The sequence below is a fragment of the Bartonella sp. AU55XJBT genome, from assembly GCF_028618525.1.
On sequence record NZ_JAQITC010000017.1, the window covers coordinates 1 to 26,096 of the forward strand.

The 26,096-nt window shown below is 37.2% G+C and carries 20 protein-coding genes and 3 tRNA genes; 7 read left to right on the plus strand and 16 right to left on the minus strand.

The window, feature by feature from the left end:
- From PVV70_RS08465 to rpsL, 4 genes are all read right to left on the minus strand, one after another.
- On the minus strand, positions 1 to 127 hold a 127-nt coding region (locus PVV70_RS08465; RefSeq protein WP_244455647.1), incomplete at its 3' end, for a GTP-binding protein.
- Between the two features lie 63 nt (positions 128 to 190).
- Positions 191 to 2,275, minus strand: coding sequence for an elongation factor G (gene fusA, locus PVV70_RS08470; protein WP_273758830.1), 2,085 nt, complete (start codon positions 2,273 to 2,275; stop codon positions 191 to 193).
- A 24-nt stretch (positions 2,276 to 2,299) separates the two neighbouring features.
- A complete protein-coding gene (gene rpsG, locus PVV70_RS08475) occupies positions 2,300 to 2,770 on the minus strand; it encodes a 30S ribosomal protein S7 (protein WP_005773264.1) in 471 nt (156 codons plus the stop codon).
- Positions 2,771 to 2,788: 18 nt separating this feature from the next.
- Positions 2,789 to 3,160, minus strand: a complete 372-nt coding sequence (rpsL, locus tag PVV70_RS08480; RefSeq protein WP_005773262.1) for a 30S ribosomal protein S12 — start codon at positions 3,158 to 3,160, stop codon at positions 2,789 to 2,791.
- 502 nt (positions 3,161 to 3,662) lie between these two features.
- On the opposite strand from rpsL, the gene xth reads away from it, so the two are divergent.
- From xth to PVV70_RS08505, 5 genes are all read left to right on the plus strand, one after another.
- On the plus strand, positions 3,663 to 4,445 hold the full coding sequence (gene xth / locus PVV70_RS08485) for an exodeoxyribonuclease III (RefSeq protein ID WP_273758831.1): 783 nt from the start codon (positions 3,663 to 3,665) through the stop codon (positions 4,443 to 4,445).
- A gap of 123 nt (positions 4,446 to 4,568) precedes the next feature.
- Positions 4,569 to 5,474: a transporter substrate-binding domain-containing protein gene (locus PVV70_RS08490; protein WP_273758832.1), complete on the plus strand. Its 906-nt coding sequence runs from the start codon at positions 4,569 to 4,571 to the stop codon at positions 5,472 to 5,474.
- A 140-nt stretch (positions 5,475 to 5,614) separates the two neighbouring features.
- A complete protein-coding gene (locus PVV70_RS08495; RefSeq protein WP_273758833.1) occupies positions 5,615 to 6,367 on the plus strand; it encodes an amino acid ABC transporter permease in 753 nt (250 codons plus the stop codon).
- Between the two features lie 2 nt (positions 6,368 to 6,369).
- The gene (locus tag PVV70_RS08500) at positions 6,370 to 7,086 is read left to right on the plus strand and encodes an amino acid ABC transporter permease (RefSeq protein WP_273758834.1); all 717 of its coding nucleotides are present in this window, start codon (positions 6,370 to 6,372) and stop codon (positions 7,084 to 7,086) included.
- Positions 7,087 to 7,098: 12 nt separating this feature from the next.
- Entirely contained in the window at positions 7,099 to 7,845 is a 747-nt protein-coding gene (locus PVV70_RS08505) for an amino acid ABC transporter ATP-binding protein (protein WP_273758835.1), read from the plus strand.
- Between the two features lie 103 nt (positions 7,846 to 7,948).
- On the opposite strand, the gene PVV70_RS08510 is transcribed toward PVV70_RS08505, so the two are convergent.
- The 6 genes from PVV70_RS08510 to PVV70_RS08535 form a co-directional block, all read right to left on the minus strand.
- Positions 7,949 to 8,740 (minus strand): tetratricopeptide repeat protein, encoded by a 792-nt coding sequence (locus tag PVV70_RS08510; protein WP_273758836.1) that lies wholly within the window; start codon positions 8,738 to 8,740, stop codon positions 7,949 to 7,951.
- 1,302 nt (positions 8,741 to 10,042) lie between these two features.
- Positions 10,043 to 12,766, minus strand: coding sequence for a valine--tRNA ligase (locus PVV70_RS08515; RefSeq protein WP_273758837.1), 2,724 nt, complete (start codon positions 12,764 to 12,766; stop codon positions 10,043 to 10,045).
- Positions 12,767 to 12,916: 150 nt separating this feature from the next.
- A complete protein-coding gene (locus PVV70_RS08520; protein ID WP_273758838.1) occupies positions 12,917 to 13,486 on the minus strand; it encodes a DUF2497 domain-containing protein in 570 nt (189 codons plus the stop codon).
- A gap of 245 nt (positions 13,487 to 13,731) precedes the next feature.
- Positions 13,732 to 15,033 (minus strand): TolC family outer membrane protein, encoded by a 1,302-nt coding sequence (locus PVV70_RS08525; protein WP_273758839.1) that lies wholly within the window; start codon positions 15,031 to 15,033, stop codon positions 13,732 to 13,734.
- Positions 15,034 to 15,090: 57 nt separating this feature from the next.
- A complete protein-coding gene (locus PVV70_RS08530) occupies positions 15,091 to 15,765 on the minus strand; it encodes a protein-L-isoaspartate O-methyltransferase (RefSeq protein WP_273758840.1) in 675 nt (224 codons plus the stop codon).
- A gap of 215 nt (positions 15,766 to 15,980) precedes the next feature.
- Positions 15,981 to 16,054: transfer RNA gene (locus tag PVV70_RS08535), tRNA-Cys, on the minus strand.
- Positions 16,055 to 16,239: 185 nt separating this feature from the next.
- On the opposite strand from PVV70_RS08535, the gene PVV70_RS08540 reads away from it, so the two are divergent.
- Positions 16,240 to 16,314 (plus strand) — tRNA-Asn (locus PVV70_RS08540).
- A gap of 1,420 nt (positions 16,315 to 17,734) precedes the next feature.
- On the opposite strand, the gene PVV70_RS08545 is transcribed toward PVV70_RS08540, so the two are convergent.
- From PVV70_RS08545 to ilvA, 3 genes are all read right to left on the minus strand, one after another.
- Complete coding sequence (locus PVV70_RS08545; protein ID WP_273758841.1) at positions 17,735 to 19,117, minus strand: DEAD/DEAH box helicase; 1,383 nt, start codon at positions 19,115 to 19,117, stop codon at positions 17,735 to 17,737.
- Between the two features lie 286 nt (positions 19,118 to 19,403).
- On the minus strand, positions 19,404 to 19,934 hold the full coding sequence (locus PVV70_RS08550) for a hypothetical protein (RefSeq protein WP_273758842.1): 531 nt from the start codon (positions 19,932 to 19,934) through the stop codon (positions 19,404 to 19,406).
- A 35-nt stretch (positions 19,935 to 19,969) separates the two neighbouring features.
- Positions 19,970 to 21,247 (minus strand): threonine ammonia-lyase IlvA, encoded by a 1,278-nt coding sequence (gene ilvA, locus PVV70_RS08555; protein WP_273758843.1) that lies wholly within the window; start codon positions 21,245 to 21,247, stop codon positions 19,970 to 19,972.
- A 148-nt stretch (positions 21,248 to 21,395) separates the two neighbouring features.
- Between ilvA and PVV70_RS08560 the strand changes: the two genes are divergently transcribed.
- Positions 21,396 to 21,481 (plus strand) — tRNA-Leu (locus PVV70_RS08560).
- A gap of 333 nt (positions 21,482 to 21,814) precedes the next feature.
- On the opposite strand, the gene PVV70_RS08565 is transcribed toward PVV70_RS08560, so the two are convergent.
- The 3 genes from PVV70_RS08565 to PVV70_RS08575 form a co-directional block, all read right to left on the minus strand.
- Positions 21,815 to 22,759: an outer membrane protein gene (locus tag PVV70_RS08565; RefSeq protein ID WP_273758844.1), complete on the minus strand. Its 945-nt coding sequence runs from the start codon at positions 22,757 to 22,759 to the stop codon at positions 21,815 to 21,817.
- Between the two features lie 584 nt (positions 22,760 to 23,343).
- Entirely contained in the window at positions 23,344 to 23,616 is a 273-nt protein-coding gene (locus PVV70_RS08570) for a hypothetical protein (protein WP_120101727.1), read from the minus strand.
- The gene (locus tag PVV70_RS08575; RefSeq protein ID WP_273758845.1) at positions 23,610 to 25,985 is read right to left on the minus strand and encodes a mechanosensitive ion channel domain-containing protein; all 2,376 of its coding nucleotides are present in this window, start codon (positions 25,983 to 25,985) and stop codon (positions 23,610 to 23,612) included. Before PVV70_RS08575 ends, PVV70_RS08570 begins: the two co-directional genes overlap by 7 nt.
- Positions 25,986 to 26,096: the final 111 nt, after the last annotated feature.

Genomic DNA, 26,096 nt, shown 5'->3' on the forward strand with positions numbered 1-26,096 from the left:
CATATGCTTTAAACTCACCAAAAAACTTCGTAATCGCTGCTGTCAATGAAGTCTTCCCATGATCAACGTGACCAATCGTACCTATATTAACATGCGGTTTCGTTCGTTCAAACTTGCTCTTCGCCATTTGAGCTCTCCATTTTCCGTCCAAGCCAAGGACTAAGTTAAAAATTAATTTACCAACCTGAAATTACGCGTATTTCTTTTGAATCTCCAAAGCAACAGCCGAAGGGACAGGCTCGTAATGATCAAACTGCATTGTATACTGCGCACGCCCCTGACTCATAGAGCGAAGAGTATTCACATAACCAAACATATTCGCCAACGGAACCATCGCATTCACAACCGTTGCAATACCGCGCGCTTCAGTTCCTGAAATCTGCCCCCTACGAGAATTGAGATCACCAATAACATCACCAACATAATCATCTGGTGTAACAACTTCCACCTTCATGATCGGTTCAAGAAGCTGCGCACCAGCCTTCTTTGCTCCATCACGAAAAGCTGCACGAGCAGCAATCTCAAAAGCCAATACAGACGAATCAACATCGTGATAACCACCGTCAATGAGTGTCGCCTTCACACCAAGCATAGGGAATCCCGCAAGAGGACCTGACCCCATAACACTTTCAATCCCCTTTTGAACGCCCGGAATATATTCTTTAGGAACAGCACCACCAACAATCTTCGACTCAAAAATAAAATCATCACCTTCATGAGGCTCAAAAACAATTTTTACACGAGCAAATTGACCAGCACCACCCGATTGTTTCTTATGGGTATAATCAATCTCCGCCATTTTAGTAATCGACTCACGATAAGCGACCTGAGGTTGCCCAACATTTGCTTCAACCTTAAATTCACGCCGCATACGATCAACGATAATATCAAGATGAAGTTCACCCATTCCAGCGATAATGGTCTGACCCGATTCTTCATCTGATTTAACACGAAATGAAGGATCTTCCGCAGCCAAACGATTAAGAGCAATACCCATTTTTTCCTGATCTGCTTTTGTTTTCGGTTCAATTGCAATCTCAATAACAGGTTCTGGAAATTCCATCCGCTCCAAAATAACAGGCTTTAAAGGATCACAAAGCGTATCACCGGTTGTTGTCTCCTTAAGACCAGCAAGAGCAACAATATCACCAGCAAATGCTTCTTCAATATCCTCACGAGAATTTGAATGCATTTGAAGCATACGCCCTAAACGCTCCTTCTTCTTCTTAACAGTATTCTCAAGAGAAACACCTTTGTGAACTTTACCAGAGTAAATACGGCAAAAAGTCAAGGAACCAACAAAAGGATCATTCATAATTTTAAAAGCAAGCATAGAGAGCGGAGCTTCATCAGAAGATTCGCGTGTCGTCTCAGCCTCAGTCTTCACATTAATACCCTTAATCGCCGGAATATCAACCGGAGAAGGAAGATAAGAAACGACAGCATCCAAAAGCGGTTGCACACCCTTATTTTTAAAAGCTGTACCACAAAGAACTGGATGAAACTGAACCTCTACGGTTCCCTTACGAATGAGAGCAACAAGCTGCTCGTTGGTTGGCATAACACCTTCCAAATAAGCCTCCATAGCAGCCTCATCGACCTCCACAGCCATTTCAATAAGTTTTTCGCGATATTCTTCAGCCTTTTCCCTTAAGTCAGAAGGAATTTCACTTATCACCGCTGAAGCACCAATAGAACCATCCCACTTTAAAGCCTTCATCTCAACAAGATCGACAACACCTTCAAAGTCATTTTCAGCACCAATTGGCAACTGCAAAACAAGCGCTTTAGCCCCCAACCGAGAACCAACCATTTCTACACTACGATAGAAATCAGCACCTATTTTATCCATCTTATTAACAAAAACCATACGCGGAACGCAATACTTCTCAGCCTGTCGCCAAACAGTTTCTGTCTGAGGCTCCACACCAGCATTCGCATCCAATAATGCTATCGCCCCATCAAGAACACGTAAAGAACGCTCAACCTCAATAGTAAAATCAACGTGCCCTGGCGTATCAATGATATTAAAGCGGCGCTTGCGACCATCACGTCCTTCCCAAAACGTCGTCGTCGCAGCAGATGTTATGGTAATGCCGCGTTCTTGCTCTTGCTCCATCCAATCCATCGTAGAAGCACCATCATGGGTTTCACCGATTTTATGATTCTTACCCGTATAGAACAGAATACGTTCAGTCATCGTAGTCTTACCGGCATCAATATGCGCCATAATACCAAAATTACGATAATCTTCAATTTTATATTCGCGAGCCATTATATTTGCCTCAGTTTAAAACTTCTACCAGCGATAATGCGAGAATGCACGGTTAGCCTCAGCCATACGATGAACATCTTCACGCTTTTTCACGGCAGAACCGCGATTATTAGCCGCATCCATGAGTTCACCAGATAAACGCTCAATCATCGTCGTCTCATTCCGCCCACGCGCCGCGGAAATTAACCAACGAATAGCAAGAGCTTGACGACGATCAGGACGAACATCAATCGGAACCTGATAAGTAGCCCCCCCAACACGACGAGAACGAACCTCAATATGAGGAGCAACATTCTCTAAAGCCCGATGAAAGAGATCTACTGGATCTGTTTTTACTTTTTTCTCTACAGAATCGAGCGCACCATAAACAATACGCTCTGCAACTGATTTTTTACCATCAAACATAATGGCATTCATAAATTTTGTAATAACCAAATCACCAAACTTAGGATCTGGATTAATTTCACGCTTTTCTGCTCTATGACGACGGGACATTAGCTTTGTCTCTCAATATTATTTTGGACGCTTCGCGCCATACTTTGAACGACGCTGTTTACGATTCTTAACACCTTGGGTATCAAGCAAACCACGAATAATGTGATAACGAACCCCTGGCAAATCTTTCACACGACCACCACGGATCATCACAACAGAGTGCTCTTGAAGATTATGTCCCTCTCCAGGAATATAACCAATCACTTCAAACCCATTCGTCAAGCGAATTTTAGCAACTTTACGAAGAGCCGAATTAGGTTTTTTCGGCGTTGTTGTATAAACACGCGTACAAACACCACGCTTCTGTGGATTCGACTGCAGAGCAGGAACCTTATTACGTTTAACTGGCGCCACACGCGGCTTGCGAATCAACTGGTTTACGGTAGGCATGCAACCTTCCTCTTTTCGATTTACATTCGTCTCACCCAATTGGGCTTTTCTATTTTATCTCCACCCACTCCAACAAAATTGGTATAGATGTCTTACTCTACACACAAAATCGGGCATAGCTGCTAAAAACAGTCCACCCGATCACAAGCAGAGAAGGCAATAGCCTTTTGCACTAGCATTTGCTTTTAATCTTTTTAATACCCGTTTGAAGGAGCTTCTGGGTTATATCCAAAACAAAAGATCACTTCCACATCGGTTACATTCGTGTCTAATAGCGAGAACACAGACATTCGTCAAGAACTAAACAGCAGAAAGTTTTCAAAAATGAAAATAAATTAAATTTTAAAACTTTAAATTTGCCTTTTTGGCTTTTATTGAGTCTCTTGATAAATCAATTTACCATAGTAATATCGCCCTATAAATAAAAAAACAATAATGTGACTGCGATAAAATATTAACGCAGCAAATTAAATTGGATATTTGATATCGAATGATGAGCACCATGAAAATAGCAACGTGGAATATTGCCGGAATAAAAGCACGACACGAAACATTATATCAATGGCTCCAGCAAAATCAGCCAGATATAGTCTGTCTACAGGAAATTAAAAGTATTGATGAAAATTTTCCACGTGATGCAATTGAAAACCTAGGTTACCATATAGAAACACACGGACAAAAAAGTTTTAATGGCGTTGCGATTCTTTCTAAAAAAACACCGGATGAAGTGATCCGTCGACTACCTGGCAATAATAATGATGAACAAGCACGTTATATTGAAGCTGTTTATTCAATAAATAAAGGCGTTATTCGTGTTGCATCGCTCTATTTGCCAAATGGGAACCCCATTGAGAGTGAAAAATATTCCTATAAGATGGAATGGATGGAAAGATTATATGCACATGCAAAATCATTACTTGCATATGAAGAGCCCCTTGTTCTAGCCGGTGACTATAATGTCATACCCACCCCACTCGATGCAAAAAAACCTCACGAATGGGATCAAGATGCCTTATTTCTTCGAAAAACAAGAAAAGCATTCCAACGTATGCTTCATTTAGGTCTTTACGATGCTATTCGGAATGTCACCGATACCCCCTCCTTCAGTTTTTGGGATTTCCAAGCTAGGGCATGGTCTAAAAATAATGGGATTCGCATTGATCATTTACTCTTATCACCAGAAGCGGTTGATCACCTTATGTGCGCTCATAGCCAAACAGAAGTAAGGGGTTTTTCAAAACCATCCGACCATGTTCCTGTCTGGATTCATCTTAATATCAATTAAGAAAGTATAACTCTCATCTCATAAGACAACAAAAAAATTCCACTCCGAAGAATAACTATGCTACACCGTTCAAACAGTATATCTTAAGTAACTAAAATAAAAATCAATGAATGGAGGACATAAATGAAGAAATCGTTGTTAATGTTTATTGCAGCAGCAGCCATTGGGCTTACAAGCCTCGCACATGCTGAAAATGATACGCTTGAAAAAATAAAACAAACAAGGGAAATCACTTTAGGAGTTCGTGAATCATCTGGTTTAGCCTACGCCCTTGGTAATAATAAATATGTCGGTTTTCATACAGAAATGGCAGAACGTATTATTGATGATATCTCAAAGAAAATTGGTAAACCGATTAAAATCCATTATCTTCCCATCACTTCTCAAAATAGAATTCCTCTCTTAAAAAATAAGACCTATGATTTTGAGTGCGGCTCAACAACAAATGATATTGCCCGCAGTAAAGAAGCAGCGTTTGCTTATACGACATATGTTGAAGAGGTCCGGATTGCTGTAAAGAAAAACTCTAACATTAAATCTCTTGACGATTTAAATGGAAAAACAGTTGCAACAACCACCGGTACGACATCTGTGCAACTTATTCGTAAAAACAAACGCGCAAAAAACATTCACTTTAAGGTCGTCAAAGGAAAAGATCACGGAGATAGTTTCTTATTACTCGAATCGGGTCGCGCTGATGCTTTTGTTATGGATGCTTCAATTCTCGCTGGACATATTGCAAAATCAAAAAATCCATCGGATTATGTCATTCTTGACACCGTACTTTCAGTCGAACCTATCGCCTGCATGCTGAGATTACATGACACAAAACTTGAACAAGCAATCAACGATAGTATCCTACGTCAGATTAAAGACGAATCACTTGAAAAGCTTTACGATAAGTGGTTTATGAAACCAATCCCACCTGCTAATACTGTTATGAACCTTCCCTTATCAAAACAGACAAGATATGCCTGGGATCACCCAAACAATAAGCCTCGTGAAAGCTACACAGAAAAAGATTTATAAAATTTGAAAAGAAGAACCACACTCTTTAAAAATCGAGTGTGGTTTATATTTTAGTTCACTTTTTAATAAATTCTGCTTATGTAAATATGCTTGATTTATCGTTCTATTTGTGAATGACTAATTTGAGGGAATATCAATTAATGGACTTTTCTTTCCTTTGTAGAGATGACCTTACTCAAACACTGGTAACAGGATGCTTGGGCACTCCCGGCGTAAGCCATACCTATTTAGATACACTTCTTGATGGCTTAAAAAATACGGTTATATTGTCCATCACTTCACTTATATTAGCTATATTTTGTGGCATTATTATAGGAACAATGCGCACTTTACCTAAAACGTCCATCATCAATTGTGTATTTCGCACGATCGGTGCTATTTGGGTAGAAATTATGCGCAACATTCCCCTCCTTGTACAGGTATTTTTATGGTATTTTGTTGTTCCTAAGATTTATCCACCAGCGATGAAATTTTCCCCCATTCTCTTAATAACATGCGCGTTGGGATTCTTCACATCGGCACGTATTGCAGAGCAAGTTCGTTCAGGTATTGAAGCGATTCCATCAGGACAACGCTATGCTGCTATGGCGATGGGGTTTACAACTTATCAAAGCTATCGCTATATCATATTACCACGTGCTATCCGTGCAATTATGCCGCCGCTTACTTCAGAAGCAATGGGTATTGTGAAGAATTCATCTATAGCATTCGCCGTTTCAATAAATGAACTCATGCAATTTCAATACCAAACAATTGAAGAGATAAGTCATGTTTACGAAAACTATTTGCTTGTTACGATTCTTTATATTTTTATAGCCTTATGCGTATTCATTGTGATGACAGTCATTGAACAAATGCTCAAAATTCCTAATTTTCAAACAAAGGGAAATTGAATATGATAAATTTCATAAGCTCTCAGTTTGGACTTTATTTTCCTTTCAATTTTTCCGACTTTGATTTTTCCTTTTTTACCTTTGATGTATTTCGTTCTTATATTTTATCTGGTTTACTTTTTAGCGTTTTTCTAACGCTTTTTGCAACGGTATTGGGATTTGTTTTCGGCACACTTTTAGCAATGATGCGCCTTTCTTCCATAAAACTTCTTTCTTGGTTTGCAATCGTTTACATAACAGCGATGCGTTCAATACCACTTGTGATGGTTATCTTATGGTTTTTTGTGCTTCTGCCTTTTTTAACGGGGTCATCCATCGGTGCCAATAAGTCAGCACTTATTACCTTTACCGCATTTGAAACAGCTTATTTTGCTGAAATTATGCGTGCTGGAATCAATTCAGTTCAGCAAGGACAAAAATATGCAGGGCAAGCTCTTGGAATGACCTATTGGCAAAGTATGTACATTGTCATTCTTCCTCAAGCCTTTAGAGATATGCTTCCAGTTTTCTTAACACAGGTTATTATCCTTTTTCAGGATACAACCCTTGTGTACGCCATCAGTGGTCATAGCCTTTTGAATGGCTTTGATATTGCTGCTAATAATTTTGGTGTTAAACAAGAAGCTTATATTTTAGCAGCTATTTTCTATTTTGTGATCTGTTTTACGCTGTCACAAATTGTTTTATATTTACAAAAAAAAGTATCCATTATTCGCTAACAGGAAAAAAAAATGTCTACGCATATGATCGAAATAAAAAATGTTTCTAATTGGTATGGCGAAATTAACGTTCTTAAAAATTGTACAACCAATATTAACAAAGGAGAAGTGGTTGTTGTTTGTGGGCCATCAGGCTCAGGAAAGTCAACATTCATTAAAACGATTAACGCTCTCGTTCCTTTTCAAAAAGGCGAAATTTGGATTAATGGAACACCAGTTCATTCAAAAAAAACGAATCTTCCTAAATTGCGCAGCCATGTGGGAATGGTCTTTCAGCACTTTGAACTTTTTCCCCATTTATCGGTCACAGAAAATTTGACAATTGCACAAATTAAAGTCCTAAAACGAAGCAAAAAAGAAGCACTTGAACGTGGTTTGTTGTATCTTGAGCGCGTTGGACTCATTGAACATAAAGACAAATATCCGGGACAACTTTCTGGAGGGCAACAACAGCGTGTTGCTATTGCACGTGCCTTAACCATGGATCCACTTGTTATGCTTTTTGATGAACCAACCTCTGCTCTAGATCCTGAAATGGTAGGTGAAGTACTTGACGTCATGATCAGTTTAGCAGAAGAAGGGATGACGATGATTTGTGTAACCCATGAAATGGGATTTGCACAAAAAGTCTCTGAGCGTGTTATTTTCATGGATCAAGGAACAATTCTTGAAGACTGTTCATCTAAAGAGTTCTTTTCTAATCCGCGAGAAAGAACACCAAGAACGCAAGAATTTTTGTCTAAAATTCTAAGTCATTAGCTGTTATATCATCGCAAAAAGCTCTCTCTACTATAAACTTGAATATAAAATAATAAAGTTTAATAACAGATGAGAGGATGTAAAAAATATTACAAGCAGATAGTTAAAAGTTCTTATTTTTTAAAATATCAGCAACCAGTGAAATTGCTGTACGTCTTTCAAATTCATTACAAAGAGTAAAAGCCTGCTCTTGCAAAGGGCGAATCCAATCTTTGTCTTTTACGTTAGCTTTTTCATAGGCAGCAGTTAACATTGCTGTCCCGCGAATGATTTTTCCTTCTTGAATCAGCATATTTCCAAGCATCGCTTGGGCAGAAGAGTTTCCTTTTTTTGCTGAAAGTTGAAACCACCGTGCTGCTTGTATAAGATTCTTCTCCCCTCCCTCTCCTTTTAAAAATATTTTTCCTAAGTGATACTGAGCTTTAGAATTTCCATAGTTCACCGCAGCCTGCATATAAAGACGAATGGCATAAGAAGGATTAGGTCTCACCGGTGATTGAGGAATACCTTTTTTTATATATCCCGCAAGTTTAACCAACGCATCAGAAACATAACTTTCATCCTCTGAACCCAGATCTGCACCTTTTTCAACAATATACGTAAAAAAATGATAGGCCTTGTAATCATCTTTAGGGACACCATCACCGTTTGCGTAGATAGAACCAAGTTTCCAATTCGCACCAATATGGCCCCTCTTAGCGGCACAACGTAGCGCTGAAAGTGCCCGATTGATCTGCCCATTTTTATAAGCAAACATGCCACGTTTGAAAAAATAAAACGAACCATCATGCACTTCCTGCAAGCTATTAACATCTATGGCATAAACAGTCGAAAAAAATCCCCCTAAAATCACAATAATCATAGCTTTTTTCCATATCTGAAAACGCCTGATCATTTCCCCCCCTTTCTCAATGTTAATTGTTCTATCTGTTCAAATTTCTTTGTAGACCTTTAAACGCTTCTTCTTAGTAAGAAATACGAGAAATTTTAAAGTAAATTTTTTAAAAGAAAAGACCAATAAATGAAAACCATTCAAAGTTTTCAATAAAATTAAGCGTTCATTTTTATATACAACAAATTGATTTTTAAATACAAATAATCACTCTATATTTTTTAATACATCCTTTAACATTACAGGATTGTGTTATCTTTAAAATTCATATGAGTGCGTAAAAATCGTTCAATAAATAACCTACACATTGAACAGCATGTCGAGAAGGGAGGGAATATATAATGATCGTTAACTTATAACTTCACGATTTCCTCTCCAGCTGAAAGATGAAATTTTTCATCCACCTCAATCGGTAAACAGTCCATCCAGTTTTTTCGTTAGATTTTAACTGCTGATCACTTCATATGCTTTGCTTCATAGATAACATTTTGATTTATAAATATAAATCATCATTTTTGAGTTGAATCATACTCCCAATATAAGAGAATTCCTTCCCTCTTTCATATTGAAGCAATCAAAATCACTTGCCAGAATAAGCAATAAGCGGGATTTGCAGATGAGCTTAAGAGAGGATTAAAAACACCTCGAATAAAGATACTCAAATACAAGAGCTATCAAAACATTGGAGGCTAGAAAATATAATGACCTTATCTGTTTGCGTCTTGACAAACTTTACAAATAAGATTTCTCCTAAATATTCACCGCTCCATATAACAAAAATAGCACATGTAAAATTTTATATGCCTTATCGCCCTACATGATGATGTTTTACAGAAGTAAGGCAACATATTGATTTATAATGGATAATTTACTGTTTTGCTTATTGAGCGAGGTCCCCCAAATACCGTACATTCCAAACCTGTTTCATGTTGAATAAATCAAAACCATCCATTTGTACACTACAAGCAGAAAGAGACTGTGTGAAATAAAACGGTGTAAGAAAGGACTAAAAACACCTCTTGTGCACCGTCACAAGAGCCAAAGGCTCTGCCGCGCAACATTAAGCGCTAACAAAGTATGTCATGACACCAATTCGTTACTTCACAAGCGTAAAGATGAGGAGGTTCAATAGCTTTACCTTTATACTATTTACAAGTGCCAACGCGAAATGAGCTTAGGCGCCTTAAGAGATGTTTCTTTCATGAGAAGCATAAAAACGTTGTCTCCCCATAAAGATTTCATGATCGCATTCACGAAAGATGAAAATGCTGTAAAATCAGGCATCAAAAAAACAAAAAGTGAGAATCAACCCAACCGCTCTAAAGCAATAGATATCTTCTTTTGTGCAGCACGCAATTCTACAACCCTATTTTGTTCACTTTCAACAATTTCTGCTTTTGCATTTTCTATAAATTTTGGATTATTTAATTTAAGCGATATCTTTTCAATATCTTGTTCAATTTTACGAACCTCCTTCCTCAAACGAATACGTTCAGCCTCCAAATCAATCAGCTGCCCTAATGGCAAACAAAAAACAGCCTCTCCCGAAATCATTTGTGCTGATACCTCCGGAACTTTATCAGAGAAATCAATGACTTCAATACGCGCTAACTTTTTGAGAAGTGCATCATAACGCTGCACACGCTCTCGCGTGACTTCTCCTCCTTCGACAACGACAAGAGGTGCTCGTGTAGCCGCTGGAATATTCATTTCAAAACGTACAGACCGAATCCCCGTGACCACATCAATAAGCCAATTAATATCAGCAGCAGCCTCTTCATCTATCAATGTTTGCTCTGGCCATTTTGTCAATGCGAGTATATCTTCACGCTTGACCCCTTGCGTTTCTGTAAGAGCCCACAACTCTTCTGTCATATGAGGCATAAAGGGATGAAGAAGTTTATAGACTTCATCTAAAACCCAAGCAGTACAAGCTTGAGCCTCATTTTTAGCCTCTTCATTTTCACCCTGAAAGATAGGTTTGAGAAGCTCTAAATACCAATCACAAAATGTATTCCAAATGAAACGGTAAAGTGTAGCCGCAGACTCATTAAACTTATAGTGTTCAATAGCCGTCGTCACTGCTGCAATTGTTTTAGAAAGCTCTGTTAAAATCCAACGATTAAGCGCTAGTTTTGCGTGTTCTGGCTTAAAAGTAGGATCATGCTTTACACCATTCATCTGTGCAAATCGGGTAGCATTCCACAATTTCGTAGCAAAATTACGATAACCAGCAATACGGGAAGTATCAAGTTTTACATCACGACCTTGCGCTGCCATAATAGCCAAAGTAAAACGGAGAGCATCAGCGCTATATTGATCAATAAGCTCTAAGGGATCAATAATATTTCCCTTTGATTTTGACATCTTTGCACCCTTTTGATCTCGGACAAGAGCGTGCACATAAACCGTTGGGAAAGGAACTTCACCCATAAAGTGAAGTCCCATCATCATCATACGAGAAACCCAGAAAAAAATAATATCAAATCCTGTCACGGATAAAGATGTTGGATAAAAAGTAGATAATTCAGTTGTTTTATCTGGCCATCCTAATGTTGAAAAAGGCCAAAGAGCTGATGAAAACCAAGTATCTAAAACATCTGGATCGCGGATTAATTCAACCACATCACCATAATGAGCAAAAGCCGAATCTAAAGCCTCTTTTTCACTTTTTTCAACAAAAACTGTTCCATCAGGGCCATACCAAGCAGGAATCTGATGTCCCCACCATAATTGGCGAGAAATACACCAAGGCTGAATATTTTGCATCCAATTGAAGTAGGTCTTTTTCCAATTATCGGGAACAAACTGCGTTTTTCCTTGTTGCACAGCTTCTATCGCGGGCTTCGCTAATTCAGCAGCATGAACATACCATTGATCTGTCAAAAAAGGTTCAATAGGCACACCACTACGATCTCCATGAGGAACCATATGGGAATGCTCATCAACAGAAGCTAAATACCCTCGTTCTTCCATCAAAGAAATAATCTTCTGGCGCGCAACAAAACGATCGGATTTATCAAGATTTTCTACTAACATTTTTAATTCATCTGATAAAATCAAACCATCAAAAAACGCTTCATTCTCATGGAGAAAAATCTCGGCTTTTTGGGTAAAAATATTGATTAAGCGTAAATCATTACGCTGTCCTACTTCAAAGTCATTAAAATCATGAGCCGGTGTGATTTTTACCGCACCACTTCCTGCCTCAGGATCAGCATGCGTATCACCAACAATCAATAACCTACGACCAACAAGTGGCAAAAGAGCATTTTTACCGATAAGATTTTTATAACGCTCATCTTCAGGATTAACGGCAATTCCTGTATCACCAAGCATTGTTTCTGGCCGTGTTGTCGCCACTGTTATAAAAGTTGTCGCATCATTTGGATCAAAAACTTTACCCTCAAGCGGATATCTAAAATGCCACAAATGTCCTTGAACTTCTTTTTGCTCAACTTCAAGATCCGAAATAGCCGTCAACAATTTAGGATCCCAATTGACGAGGCGTTTATCTCTATATATCAATCCTTGTTTATAAAGCGTAACAAAGACTTCACGAACAGCCTGCGACAACCCCTCATCCATTGTAAAACGCTCACGTGACCAATCACATGAAACGCCAAGGCGACGCAACTGGTTTGCAATAATGCCTCCCGTTTCATGACGCCACTCCCAAATACGCTCAATAAACTTTTCTCTTCCCATTTCTTGACGCGTTGGCTCTTGGCGTTCTGCAAGTTGACGCTCTACAACCATTTGTGTAGCAATCCCAGCATGATCCATACCAGGCTGCCACAAAACATTTTTGCCACGCATCCGCTGAAATCTAACCATTATATCTTGAATTGTCGTATTGAGCGCATGCCCCATATGAAGTGAGCCTGTAACATTAGGTGGTGGAAGCATAACGCAAAAAGGTTCTGCTCCACTTTTAGAACCCGCTCCCGCTTTAAAAGCCCCACGAGTCTCCCATCTCTTTGCAACCCGTTGCTCTATGGAAGCAGCATCATAGTTTTTTTCTAACATTCTATCCATCCATAACGCCGCTGAAAAACACAATATATGATTAAAATCCGATCAGAATCGAGAAAAACTAGCCTCTCACTCGAGAGCTTGCAAAAACTCAAAAGGCTTTTTTATAAAATGAAAAACATAAAAAATAATGTAAAAAAACAATTAAGACGACTTTTTAATCGCCTTCACAATCTCTTCACGTAAAATATCTTCCAGCAAAACAGGCAATTTAGACTGCAACCATTCTGCTATAGCCGGCCGTAACACATCCTTTGCAATCTTTTCTGCAGAAGAAATACAATACGCAGACAATTCCACACGACCAGTCTTTCCAGCTTCTGACTGTGACTTCCTGATCTCATCTTCATATTCTTTTGCTTTATAAACAGAGTTTCGTTCTTCAGAAGCAAGCTTCATCTTTTGCATATCCACACCAACTGTATCATTTTCCCTCCCTGTATCCTCCTCCTTCTCTTGCGCTATTCTTCCCCCTTGGTTTTCAGTAGAAAGACCAATGCGATCAGCTAAAGCCTTCATAGCATCATCAACCGATAGGGTTGTATCATAAATACCTTCTGATGCAATTTCTGAACGATCTCCCGAAGCATTTACTGCGACATCTTGATTTAAAAAGTGATCAGATTGAACCGCATTTTCTTCGATTATTTCACGAATAGATGTCAAAATTTCATCCATACTTGGCTCACGTAACACGCTTGAACTCTGTACCATACTTTACAACCTCTCAAAGACGCAACAACAAATAGAATCACATTCTCAGTGTATGCAAAAGAATCATAAGATCAACATGCCTCTCGTGATATTTTCAAATATGCTTGCCATAAAGAGGGCGCTACACACAACTTTCTGCACTTAAAAAAACATATAACCGCTCTATTTTTCAACATATCCAACGACTGATTAACCAATTTTTTAAAAACTAAAATGGTCTGAGATCAAAGAGCTACTTTTATGCATTAACGGATATATTGAATTGTTTTTAAGCCTAGATAATTTGCAGTCAATTTACCAATAGAGGATTGAACACTATAGCTCGCCACAACAGCATTACGTTCTGCCATTGCAAGCGCAATCTGAGCATTAATCAATTGAGTACGAGAATTTAAAACATCCAATGTCGTTGCCTGCCCTACACGATTTTCTTGCACACGACCTTTAAGAGCAATTTCAGCAGCACGAACACTTTCACGGTAAGCAATAACAGATGCGCGTGCACCTTCCAACTGAAACCAAGCAGAAGTAAGTGCTTGTCTCGTATTACTATGCGCCAAATCAAGTTGAAGCTGCGCCTGTCCAAGCTGTTCCTTCGATTGGCGAATCTGCGCAGACGTACGCCCCCCTTCAAAGATTGGAACACTCACTGACAATCCTATTGATTTAGAAACGCCATCTTCTCCAGCACCGCTGTAAATCCGATTATAAGATGCTGTTGCAGAAAAATCAACTTTAGGAAGCAACGCTCCTTCTTTCGCCTTTACATTGTAACCACTCGCATCGACTAAATATTGAGCATAAAGGATTGCTGGATGCATCACAACGCTCGTTTGGTAAGCCGTATCAAGATTGACGGGAAAATCTGTGGCGACGGGTGGGCGTTTTAACTTTTCAGGATCAGAACCAATAATTTGTCGATACACTGCCTCTGCTGCTTTTACATCAGCACGAGCAAGACTCAGTTCTGAAACCGCCACGGAACGTGCAGCTTGAGCTTGAGCAAGATCAACACGCCCTCCCTCACCCACATCAAATTTTGCTTTATTGGAACGAACCTGCTCTTCAAGAGCTGCCAAATTTTCTCTCCGAAGATCGGCAACACGACGCGTCTGATAGACATTAGCATAAGCTGTCACAGTTTCCAGAAACGTATTTTGTTCAGCATTACGAAGATACTCACGTTGCGCCTGCAGCTTAACTTGGGCTGAAGAAAACATATTTTGCGTGATAAAACCGTCAAATAATCTTTGATTTAATTTCACGCCTATAGATCCAGAAGTGACATAAGAACCTGTAAAAGACTTATTCCGCCCATAGCTCCCAACCCCTTCAACTTGTGGTAATAACCCTGATCGCGCGATGACAACGTCATCACTGGCTATACGAACAGCCGCCCGTTCACTATTCAACTTAGCATTGTGTTTATAAGCTTTAGAAAAGGCATCCATCAATGTTTCAGCACAAACAGCCTCTGATAATAAAAGACTCAAAACCAGCAAAAAACATGCCTGAAACTTCTTGTTTATTTTAAACACAATACACACAATAACAAACCCCAAACAAATAACAGAAATATCTTTTATTCATAAAACGAACAAGCACTAAAATACAAAATCAGGTGTTTTTAAAAAACAAGGAAGAGGTTTTACAGCGAGATTAAAAGCACGCCGGGCTGAAATGATTCCATCTTCTTTGATGTAGATTCGTGCTACAGCAGCATTTCCATCTCCTTCAACCACAACAAGACGTCCATTGTCTTTCATTTGGTCAAAGATACCTTGTGGAATAAAATCGACAGATCCCTCAATAAAAATCACATCATAAGGTCCCTCAACGGCATATCCCTGCTCTAATGGACCATGAATGACAACCACATTATCACATTGATTACGTTCTAAAGCTTCAAGAGCACGTTCAAAAAGAGACTTATTATTTTCCAACGCAATCACAGACCCTGCAAGTTTTGAAAGCAAAGCTGCACAATAACCACTATTTGCACCAATATCTAAAACAACATCTGATGATTTTACAGCAGCAAGCTGTAATAATTTCGCGAGAGATGCAGGCTTCATCAAATAGCGTGCTGGAGCCTCATCTCGCACTGGACATAAAACAATATCGGTATCAAGATAGCTTAATGCTTTCATATCTTCCGATACAAACTCTTCACGAGATATCGTTAAAAACGCTTCAAGAACTGATAAATCCGTTACATCGACTGTACGAATTTGATTGTCAACCATTTTGCGACGAAGCTCAGCAAAATCTGCAACCATAACGACTATTTTCTCCTAACCTACAAAAAACAAACAAAACAGCAACAATGAGGGACTAAGATCTCTTAAGCTATGGGTGTTACAAAAAAAGATGCGACAGTCAAGAACTCAATTCTAACAGTACAATCTCTCATACAAAGGTGTTTTTACAACTGTAGAGGGAAATAATCTCTTTTCCTATAGCTCCCCTAAAAGCCGTTTCGTTTAAAATCGGCTGGAGGCCTCGCCCGGAATCGAACCGGGATACAAGGATTTGCAGTCCTCTGCGTAACCATTCCGCCACAAGGCCTCATCAACAGATACAAAAGTCTCAATAAGGGAAGGTAAAGCATCCGTCAAGGTGTAGAAATTTTCTCTCGCCTTTTTTCCTTTTATTACACAATTTATCATATTTTTTTTAAAAAAAGTAATTTTATTCTTTGCAAATCAGTATTGCTTTGCTATAGCCTCTTCAGCTAAATGATTGAGCATCGTTCCCCGGTAGCTCAGCGGTAGAGCAACCGGCTGTTAACCGGTTGGTCGCTGGTTCGAATCCGGCCCGGGGAGCCACTTCTTTTTTTATCCCATATAGTTTATTGTTTTTGCTATAATTTTTTAAACATGAGGGATTCGTTAATAAAAGTGAGGGTGTAGGATTTTTGCAATAGAGTAGAAATGCAATATCCTACGGGATGTTTTTTTGCAATGAATGCAAAAAAATTATTGATTCATTTTAAATGAGAAAACTGTTGTACAAGTATTTTTCTTATTGGTTAATTTCAAATAATTACTTCTTTCAAACTACCGCGCTCTCTATCAGAGAGCACTGTAATTTTTTGCACATTATAAATTACGATTTCTTTCATGAGAGAAAATTATTAAACACCACCAGTAATGAAAAATATTTCGTATAAACTTTGTTTCTCAACCCAAAAATGATTTTTACTCAATAAAACAATTAAACTCAAAAATCTGCTCTTGAAACAATCATTTTGAAAAACGGGAAAACACAATCAAAATTATCTATATTATCTCCCTACACTCCATACTTCCTCCCCACCCTAAAAGCAGAAACTTCCAATCGAAAAGTCTGTAATAAAGTCCAGCTTCTTATCTAGCGGGTTCCTCCTACTTAATCACTGCATAAATTCTAAGAACAGCCTTGTCTTGAATATTCATTATACTGTCATAAAAACCCTTAGTGCGTAAAATTTTATAGGCTTTATATCACAACCCTAAACAAGGGTGTTTTTACAGTGCAAACAGTATAACAATCTAAGTTGTTGAGCATGCTATGAAAGCCTTCAACAAATCATGAGCGTTTTCTCCATCGTTTTTATCCATTTTATTGTGCATCTACACACATATTGAAAGGCGTCCTTTAAATCCCCCCCAAACCCGTTTCACAATGGCTCCCGTAAATGGTATAAAAATCCATTGATGAGCACCATCTTTGATCCACAATAAAAGCCATACCATCATACTATTTTCTCACGCTCAATGTTAGCAATATTTATTTTATTTACAATGAGTTATAAGAATAATTTTATTGATTGCTTAAATTTTTTCACACAATAATCTCGTTTGCAACATGCAAACGAATAGTTTTAATGGATCAATATAAACAGATTCGAAATGAGAAAATTTTACGATATAGGTGGATTATTTAATATATAAAACAATCATTTATTATTAGATAATCAAATTTTTAAATTAAAAGCTATCATTAAAGCTAAAACACATCCTTTATATGAATAAAATTTATCTTTATTCATATTTTTTAAAATCAAAATAAAGCAAATAAATAATCGCCTCTACAATGAGGCTTTCTTTTCAAAATATTTTCAATCTAAGCATTCAAAGGTTTTCATTTCTAAAAAATGAAAACCTTTCTTGTTTTGATAAGAGTGTTGTATATTTCTTTTGAATTGAGAAGGAATCGATAAAAGTAAAAAAACACCCAAAACATGATCTCTTTTCAAGATTTTATTTAAGCCGCCTTCTTGACTGACTTGCGGAAACGAAAAGACTTTGCATGCTTTGCCGCTATTTTTGCTTTTTTATGCCTCTCATTTGGAGATGAAAAATTCTTCCGCTGTAACTGTGCAGCATCATCTTTTCGACCTAAAAACCGTTTCTGACGCTTAGATTTTTTTAAACGGCGTTCTTTATTGTTTTCTTTTTCTCCACTTTGGGGCACATTTAGCTTTTCTGGAAATGCGGCAAATTGTTCTGGAACAGATTCAGAAACCAATTTCATACGAATCAAGCGCTCTACAGCACGCAACCGTGTCCTTTCTATCTTTTCATCAAAAAGCGTAAGAGCTTCACCAGATGCACCATTGCGTCCTGTACGACCAATACGATGTACATAACTTTCAGCTTCATCTGGTAAGTCGTAATTAATAACGTGGCTTATCCCTGGTATATCAATACCACGTGCAGCAATATCTGTTGCAACAAGGATCTGTACCGATCTTTCACGAAAAGCTTTTAAAGCAGATTGGCGAGCACCTTGTGATTTATTCCCATGAATTGTTGCAACTAAATAGCCTATCTTTGCTAAATGACGTGTGACAGCATCAGCCCCATGTTTCGTTCGAGTAAAAACAATAACGGAATCAAAAGCTGGATTTGTCAAAAGTTTACTTAAAACATTCTTTTTTTCACTGGTAGGAACATAATATAATTTCTGGGTAATCTCTACAACCGTAGTGCCTTGCGGAACAACTTCAATCTTAACCGGATCATTGAGTAAACACTTTGCAAGCACAGCAATTTCTTTCGGCATTGTCGCAGAAAAAAGGGCTGTCTGACGCTCTTGATGCAAAAGCTTTGCAATTTGCTTAACATCACGAATAAACCCCATATCCAACATACGATCTGCTTCATCCAAAATCAAAAAACGAGATTGAGAAAGATCAATACACTTTTCACGAACAAGATCTCTCAAACGCCCTGGAGTCGCGATCAAAACGTCCACACCTGCTGCCATACGTTTAATTTGTTTTAAACGTGATACCCCTCCAAAAACAAGACACGTCGAAAGATGCGCTCCTTTCGCCATGGTGCGAATTGCTTCATCAATCTGAACAGCAAGTTCACGCGTTGGAGCTAAAATCAAAGCGCGTGCAGTTTTAGGACAGCGTTTATCACCCAAAGCCAAAATTTGACTTAAAATAGGTAAGCCAAATGCCAAGGTTTTTCCAGAACCTGTCTGTGCAATACCTAAAATATCGTGTCCTTTCAACATCATTGGAATAGCTTGTTCTTGTATAGGCTTAGGTTTACTCATACCAGAAATGCGTAAATTTTTAACCAAAAGAGTAGGCAAACCTAACTTTGTAAAAACATCTTCTTTTTTTATAGGCAAAATAAAATCTTTCCTCAGCTGAACAACTTTCACGAAGTAACCAGCTGAACTCTCCACTCAAGAATCCGCGCAAGAGAAATCCTTGACATTTTAAACGAAGCAACGCTTGAAAAGCGACCTGCGCAACTCATGAGCACCTTGAAATTAAGGGAAAGGTATGTAATTTTACTTTATACAAAAAGCTAACAAAACAGCTTAAATACCTTCACCCTTATTATCCTTGGATTATGATAAAAAAGCAAGGGCTTTACGAAATACATTTACCGCAACAAAAAATATTAATCGTTTATTTCTTGATAATTGTCTCCATCGGTAAATGTACCTTGATAAAATCAGGATAAATCTCGAGAAAAACTGGATTTTGTAAAGTTTTTTGACCGCCATAAATTAAATACCATTGAGTTTTATCAAAAATCGCCAAAGTTTTATATTGAATAATGCGATCCTTCATCTCAAGAACCGTTGGAATTAAAGCATATAAAGTACCATTATCTGTTTGAAGATACTCTATATTTTCTTTATCTAAACAATAAGCACCAGAAGGCAAATTCTCAAATTGCTTATGCAACTGTTGAAAAAAATCACCACGTAAAGCATCCTCTGTTGTATTCAACCGACGTGCCATCTCTTTATAAAGCCGCTCAGGCATATAATGAGATATAAGCGAAAAATCTCCACTTTTTATAGCATTATTGACATCAACAACTATTTTTGAAAGTTCAGTTGTTTGTATTGTTGTTGGCTGAGATGCAAAACTCTGTTGATGAACAATCAAAAAGAAAAACAGACTCAACACAAAATAAAAAATAGATTTCATTTTTACACTTCTTGTTTTAGTAAAATTTCAATTTCTCAAATAACAAAATCAAATAATGTTTGATCATCGGTAATATCACGATAGCGCCAACCTAACACTTGAAATTTTTCCTCTAAGAGACGAAAATTATCGTATTTTTTTGTTTCAATCGCAACCAAGACAGAACCAAAGTTTCTCGCTGATTTTTTAAGATATTCAAAACGCACAATATCATCATCCGGTGATAATGTGGAAAGAAAATGACGCAATGCACCAGGATGTTGCGGAAAACTAAAAATAAAATATTTTCTCAAACCCTGGAAACGTAAAGAGCGCTCTTTAATTTCTGGCAAACGCTCAAAATCAAAATTACCTCCTGAAATAACGAGAATAATTTTTTTACCCTTTAACTCTTGAGGTGGAATGCTGTTAAGCGCATCTATCGATAAAGCACCAGCCGGTTCAAGAACCACACCTTCTACATTAAGCATTTCAACCATCGTAGAACAAACACGATTTTCAGGAACTGTAATGACAGAATCAGGAGAAAATTGCTTTAAAATTGTATAGTTTAGTGCACCAATTTCAGCCACAGCAGCCCCATCTACAAAAGTATCAATATTTTCCAGTTTGACCCGTTTTCCACTCTCCAAACAAGCAAGCAAGCTTGCAGCTCTTTGGGGTTCAACAAAACGAAGCGTTGTATTCCAACCATATTCCCGTAAAAACTTGCTCACCCCACTTGCCAAACCACCGCCCCCTACTGGCACAATAATTAAATCCGGCTCACTTTCTCCATTGAGTCTTTTCCATTGCAAAGCAGCTTCGCAAAGCACTGTTGCCTGCCCGGTAATAATGCGAATATCATCAAAAGGAGGAGCCATCACACCATCGCTCTCCACGACAAAGGATTGCGCAGCTTCATAACATTGATCAAATGTTTCACCCACCAAACGAATATCAATAAACTCTTTACCAAAAATACGTGTCTTCTCAATTTTCTGTTGTGGTGTTGTCATAGGCATAAAAATGACCCCTTTACGTTTAAAATAACGACAAACAAAAGAAACCCCTTGCGCGTGATTCCCCGCTGAAGCACACACAAATGCAGAATCTGACGCTATACTGCTCAGCATTTCTGAAACAAAATTGAAAGCACCACGAATCTTATAAGACCGCACCGGTGTTAAATCTTCACGCTTCAAATAAATTTCTGCATCATATTTTTGGCTTAGAAAATCATTTCTTTGAAGGGGTGTTTCAGCAAACACGTGATGCAATCCCCCCATAGCTTTTGTGACGTCTTGAATAAATTTACTCATAACACTGATCATTTCATGCTTTGTTTATATTATACTGGCTTCTTCTAGCGATAAAGAAAAGCATTGTCAGTCAAAATTTCACTAAAAAAAATGAAAATTTTTTCTTTTGTCATTAATTCTTGATTCAATAAAAGATATAGCTTATGAGAGAACTCTCATCGCGGACGTGATGAAAACGGTAAACATAGCAGACTTAAAATCTGCCGGTCGAAGACCTTGCGGGTTCAAGTCCCGCCGTCCGCACCATTCTGTGCATTTTTTTGTTTTTTAATCATTTGGATAGAAAAATGATTTTTAAACAATGCTGTAATGATATTATCAAATGATACTGTGATAAAGCGAAAGGCGAATCGCCCTTTCTGTGAAAAAGAATATTTTAGCCATACCTTATGAATCAAAAATTTCATTCTTAGTAATTAAGAATCTGAGTAACTCTTCCTTACCTCCTCATCGTGACTCAAAGTCAAAGATTTTTTCTTCACTATAAAATAGCATTTACAATGCATAAAATTTCAAAAGATAAAGGCCCTATCAAAGATAGGACCTCTTACACTTAAGCTTCTTTATTTTCACAAATAACTAGAATTTGTAAGCTATCCCTGCACGGAAGTCATTCGTCTTATACTTAAGTTCAATCTCGTCTTTAAATTTCTTTTTACCGAAATCCGAGTAACGATATTCCGCACGTACAACAAGATTATCTGTCATTGCAAAATCAACACCACCACCGAGAGTATAACCAATCATCGTTTTTGTAGCATCCTCTGTCTTATTGAAGCGCTCATCTCCCGTAATGACTATCGATAAAATATCTTCAAACTGCCCATAAGCGATACCACCAGCAATATAAGGCATCACCCGCCCCGCAGAAAACCCAACACGCACCCGTGTGGCACCCGTCCATTTTTGTTTGAACGTATGATTAAAAGTTAAACTATTTTTCTCTTCTTTATCCTCTGGATCAGATCGAGAAAAGCTTCGCCCCCGTCCATTGGTAAAGCTTATACTTCTCAAACTTTTCTCTTCTGTGCCTTCAGTACCTTCAGTACCCGATCCACCAGGTTTATCTCCTTCAATGCCCGATCCACCAGACTCTGTTTCTTCAATATCCGATTTCTCATCTAGAAATTTCGTTTTTGTATCCTTTTTTTCCGTTAAAAGGATATCCGTATCAAGTCCAACAATCAAATTATTACCAAGATCAAAGTTAATACCCGCATATAAACCACCTACAAACCCAGAAAGTTCAGGCTTATACTGTTTCTCAAGGGGCACCCATGGCTTATTTTTACTCTCCTTATCAGGATAGAGAGGAATCTCAACATCAGGCGTTGTTCCAGAAATTTTACTTGAAAAGCCACCAATTTGACCTCCGAAATAAAAACCTGCCCAAGAAAAAGGTGAAGAAGTAACAATCTCTGAAGCAACATGTACTGGCTCTTCCGGAGCCACCACATCTGCAGCCTGTACTATAGAAGGTGAAATCAAAGAAAAAACAGATGCTGTTATAAATTTTGTATTCATAAAATTATACCCCATTGCTAAATTTAAATATAATCAAAAATCACATTTAGAAAAACAAAGTCTTATAAAATCTTATGCCGCAAAATCACATGTACTCCTTTATAGTTATATTTAAATCAATCACTACATAAATACATCATTACATTAAAATTGAAGTTTAGCAATTAAATTTTAATAAATTTAAAAATATTAGAATAACAAATACTAAAAAGTACAAATATTCAATAAAATTATCTATTATATACTTTAAAATGAGTAAATATAAAACATTTTGCATCAAAATTATCTCACAAAAAACACAAAATAGAATATTTTATGTCTCTTTTAATGAGATAAATTTTTAAACTTTCTAAAAATGATGTAAGTATTTTTATAAAATTAATATTTATTAAAATTATTATAAATATAACTCAATACTTCTATATCAAAAATGAATACTATAGATTCTATCTATATAAAATAACACCTATCTTACACTAAAATCATCCCTTTTTTCCTAGCATTTTTCAAAGGGTGAGATTATTAACAAGTGCAATACCTTTATCCTTCTAAAATTTGTCTCCAAACAAAAGTCCTCAATCATTTTATTTAAAAATTGCTCTTCCCCTACTAATTTCTATAGTGTCATCTGCCTTTATTACAAAACGGTCTTTATTAGGAAAAGTGATAAAGCATCCCTTCATACAAATTGTTATTGTTTGATGCGTATTTAAAGAAAATTTTGAAGGTATACTTCCTTCGACAACAATGAGAGACTGTATCTTTAAATCAATATTCTTCACTGTTGCAGCAAAAGCCGTTATAGTAAAAATATTCAACAAAATACCTGTCATTAAAGTATAAATATATTTCAGCATTCCAAGATTCCTTCCTCGGAAAAACGCTTATATAAGACAAATCGAAGAGTATTGGTTACATGAGAAGGTGCGGTAATATTAGGTACATAAATAGCCAAATTAAAGGAAAAACTCTTACGATCAAATGCTGTAAAACTCACCTGTGGGATAGGATTTTTTAAAACACCTTCTGTCGAAGAAGCAATCTCTAATAAAATTTCAACAACATGCTCTGGAGCGACCTTAGATGACACAGTCACCGGAATATCAATCCTTCCTACTTTATTGCGTCGTGTCCAATTACTAACATTATTATTAATAAGGCTTGAATTGGGTATAATAATTGTTTTACGCTGAAGGGTCTCAAGTTCTGTTGCTCGTACACTAATACGCTTAACAACCCCCCCTACTGATCCGGACTCTATATAATCGCCTATTTTAAATGGTCTTCCAACCAAAATAATAAGTCCAGAGACAAAGTTTTGAACAATATTCTGTAAACCAAAACCTATACCAAGTGAAAGTCCTCCAGCAATAAGAGCAAAATTTCTAAGATCCAAACCTGCCATTGATAATCCTGTCAAAGCAGACAGAACAACGCCTCCATAACTTATCACTGTTTTGATAGAATTACGGACACCAGAATCGAATTCTCCATGGTCCAACACCACATGATCTAACCAACCAATAAATCGGCGAATAAGAAACCAACAAACACAAAAAGAAATAATTCCTGTTACGAGAGAAATCAAAGAAAGAGTCATATTTCCGATCTGAAAACCGCTCACCGATTGCCACAAAACTGCTTTCAAATCAGAATAGGAAAATCCAAACTGTGCAACGATTGGCATTACACAAAATACAACAACAAACAAATTGAGAAAAACGCTTAAAACAATTCCCAATTGATTCATTGTTTTTTCTTCTAAATGAAACCTCTGCATCAAAAAATGACCAACAGTTGTCTTCATAAATTGTCCTTTAGTTCCAATTGCTTGAGCGCTTTTTATGCCTAAATACATGAGAACTAAAAATGCTCCACCAATCATAATTTGCTGCATAATAAAACGCGCGAGACCAACATAGCCTAAAAAATTCAACACAAAGAGCAATAATCCCAAGCCAATAAAAGGAATGCGTATATAAAATGGCCAAAAATAGGGCTCTCTTTTTTCTCCTTGAAAACGTCTATGTCTAAACCGCAAAGGAACACATGCTATTATAAACAGTAATAGCGCGACAAGAAAAACAGCAATAAAACTTTTAGCAATTGTCAAAGATAGAGGCGCTGAAATAATTTGATAAATACTATCAAAAACAGCATCAAATGCCAAAATGCCCCCTAAAGAAGTGAGTACAATCACCAATTGATAAGCCGATGATGGTGCAACATTGAAAAGACGTATATGGGGCATATTTAATGATAAAAGAACAACTGCTAAGCGATTGATTAAAAAGACTAAAATAATTTGACAACCGATCGTATTAAAAACAGTTGTAAGCTTACCTAGATCTAAATTAAAATGACGAAACAAAAACAACACAAGATAAACGCAAAGAACACAGATAAGCGAAGGTAAGAGAACTGAAATAAAGGCGATCAATAAGCGTTGTAAATAGGATATCTCTTCATTAGACCTAGTAAAATGGCAATACACATGAACAAGAATCTTACGAGAAAAATATGAAAGTCCCAAAGTGATAAAAAGTGGAATCAAAAAGCAAAGAAAAAGCTGTAATGGCTTGAAATAAAAGATAAAACCACACCAAGAATTCAACAGCAAAAGAAAATCTGATGAAGCCTCTTTTGTTTTCTGAATAAGATGCTTAATCATCGGAATCGAAAATTCAAGCCTATCTGTAAGTGTGCGTTTAAAAAGCTCACGAGATTGAGAAATAGAAAGTTCAGCTATTCTATTTGTCGCCAAAAAAATTGCTTCAAAGCGAAGCATAATACGATTAATTTTATCTTTTTGCTCTATTAAGTAAGCGTATTCCTTTACTGAGCTTTTCAGTTTTTTTACGTCACGATTAAGCTCGGTTAATTGATCAAGAAGTGCATTAATCTCATTAAGAGGAGAACGCAAAACAAATGCTGCCTCCATAGCACGTTCACTGATATCTTGTGCACGTAAGCGCAATTCTTCCAGAGCACGCTCATCTTCTAATTTTCTGTCAAAATCTTTTTTTAAAGTTTCAGCATTTTCTTCAAGTTTCTCAATAATCAACTGTTGTTTTTGAATAATTTCATCAACTGAATAAGAATCTATTGTCTGTTCGACAATTGTATTGCGCGTCCCCTCATTTCCCCATGCACCAGCATTAAAAACAACGATAATCCCCAAAAGGAGGAAAAGTATATGGGTATTTTTTCTACAAAATGAATACATATCTACCTTAGGTATACAAAAAGGATTTTATCTCCTCTTTTTTAATATAGTATAAGACAGATATTTTCAACTTTTGTAGAATAATCTTATAAAAGCTTTCCCTTATCCTAT

Excerpts from the sequence above, each read along its gene's own strand:
- fusA (WP_273758830.1), bottom strand. The coding sequence starts at position 2,275 with ATGGCTCGCGAATATAAAATTGAAGATTATCGTAATTTTGGTATTATG.
- rpsG (WP_005773264.1), bottom strand. The coding sequence starts at position 2,770 with ATGTCCCGTCGTCATAGAGCAGAAAAGCGTGAAATTAATCCAGATCCT.
- rpsL (WP_005773262.1), bottom strand. The coding sequence starts at position 3,160 with ATGCCTACCGTAAACCAGTTGATTCGCAAGCCGCGTGTGGCGCCAGTT.
- xth (WP_273758831.1), top strand. The coding sequence starts at position 3,663 with ATGAAAATAGCAACGTGGAATATTGCCGGAATAAAAGCACGACACGAA.
- PVV70_RS08490 (WP_273758832.1), top strand. The coding sequence starts at position 4,569 with ATGAAGAAATCGTTGTTAATGTTTATTGCAGCAGCAGCCATTGGGCTT.
- PVV70_RS08495 (WP_273758833.1), top strand. The coding sequence starts at position 5,615 with ATGGACTTTTCTTTCCTTTGTAGAGATGACCTTACTCAAACACTGGTA.
- PVV70_RS08500 (WP_273758834.1), top strand. The coding sequence starts at position 6,370 with ATGATAAATTTCATAAGCTCTCAGTTTGGACTTTATTTTCCTTTCAAT.
- PVV70_RS08505 (WP_273758835.1), top strand. The coding sequence starts at position 7,099 with ATGTCTACGCATATGATCGAAATAAAAAATGTTTCTAATTGGTATGGC.
- PVV70_RS08510 (WP_273758836.1), bottom strand. The coding sequence starts at position 8,740 with ATGATCAGGCGTTTTCAGATATGGAAAAAAGCTATGATTATTGTGATT.
- PVV70_RS08515 (WP_273758837.1), bottom strand. The coding sequence starts at position 12,766 with ATGTTAGAAAAAAACTATGATGCTGCTTCCATAGAGCAACGGGTTGCA.
- PVV70_RS08520 (WP_273758838.1), bottom strand. The coding sequence starts at position 13,486 with ATGGTACAGAGTTCAAGCGTGTTACGTGAGCCAAGTATGGATGAAATT.
- PVV70_RS08530 (WP_273758840.1), bottom strand. The coding sequence starts at position 15,765 with ATGGTTGCAGATTTTGCTGAGCTTCGTCGCAAAATGGTTGACAATCAA.
- PVV70_RS08550 (WP_273758842.1), bottom strand. The coding sequence starts at position 19,934 with ATGAAATCTATTTTTTATTTTGTGTTGAGTCTGTTTTTCTTTTTGATT.
- ilvA (WP_273758843.1), bottom strand. The coding sequence starts at position 21,247 with ATGATCAGTGTTATGAGTAAATTTATTCAAGACGTCACAAAAGCTATG.
- PVV70_RS08565 (WP_273758844.1), bottom strand. The coding sequence starts at position 22,759 with ATGAATACAAAATTTATAACAGCATCTGTTTTTTCTTTGATTTCACCT.
- PVV70_RS08570 (WP_120101727.1), bottom strand. The coding sequence starts at position 23,616 with ATGCTGAAATATATTTATACTTTAATGACAGGTATTTTGTTGAATATT.
- PVV70_RS08575 (WP_273758845.1), bottom strand. The coding sequence starts at position 25,985 with ATGTATTCATTTTGTAGAAAAAATACCCATATACTTTTCCTCCTTTTG.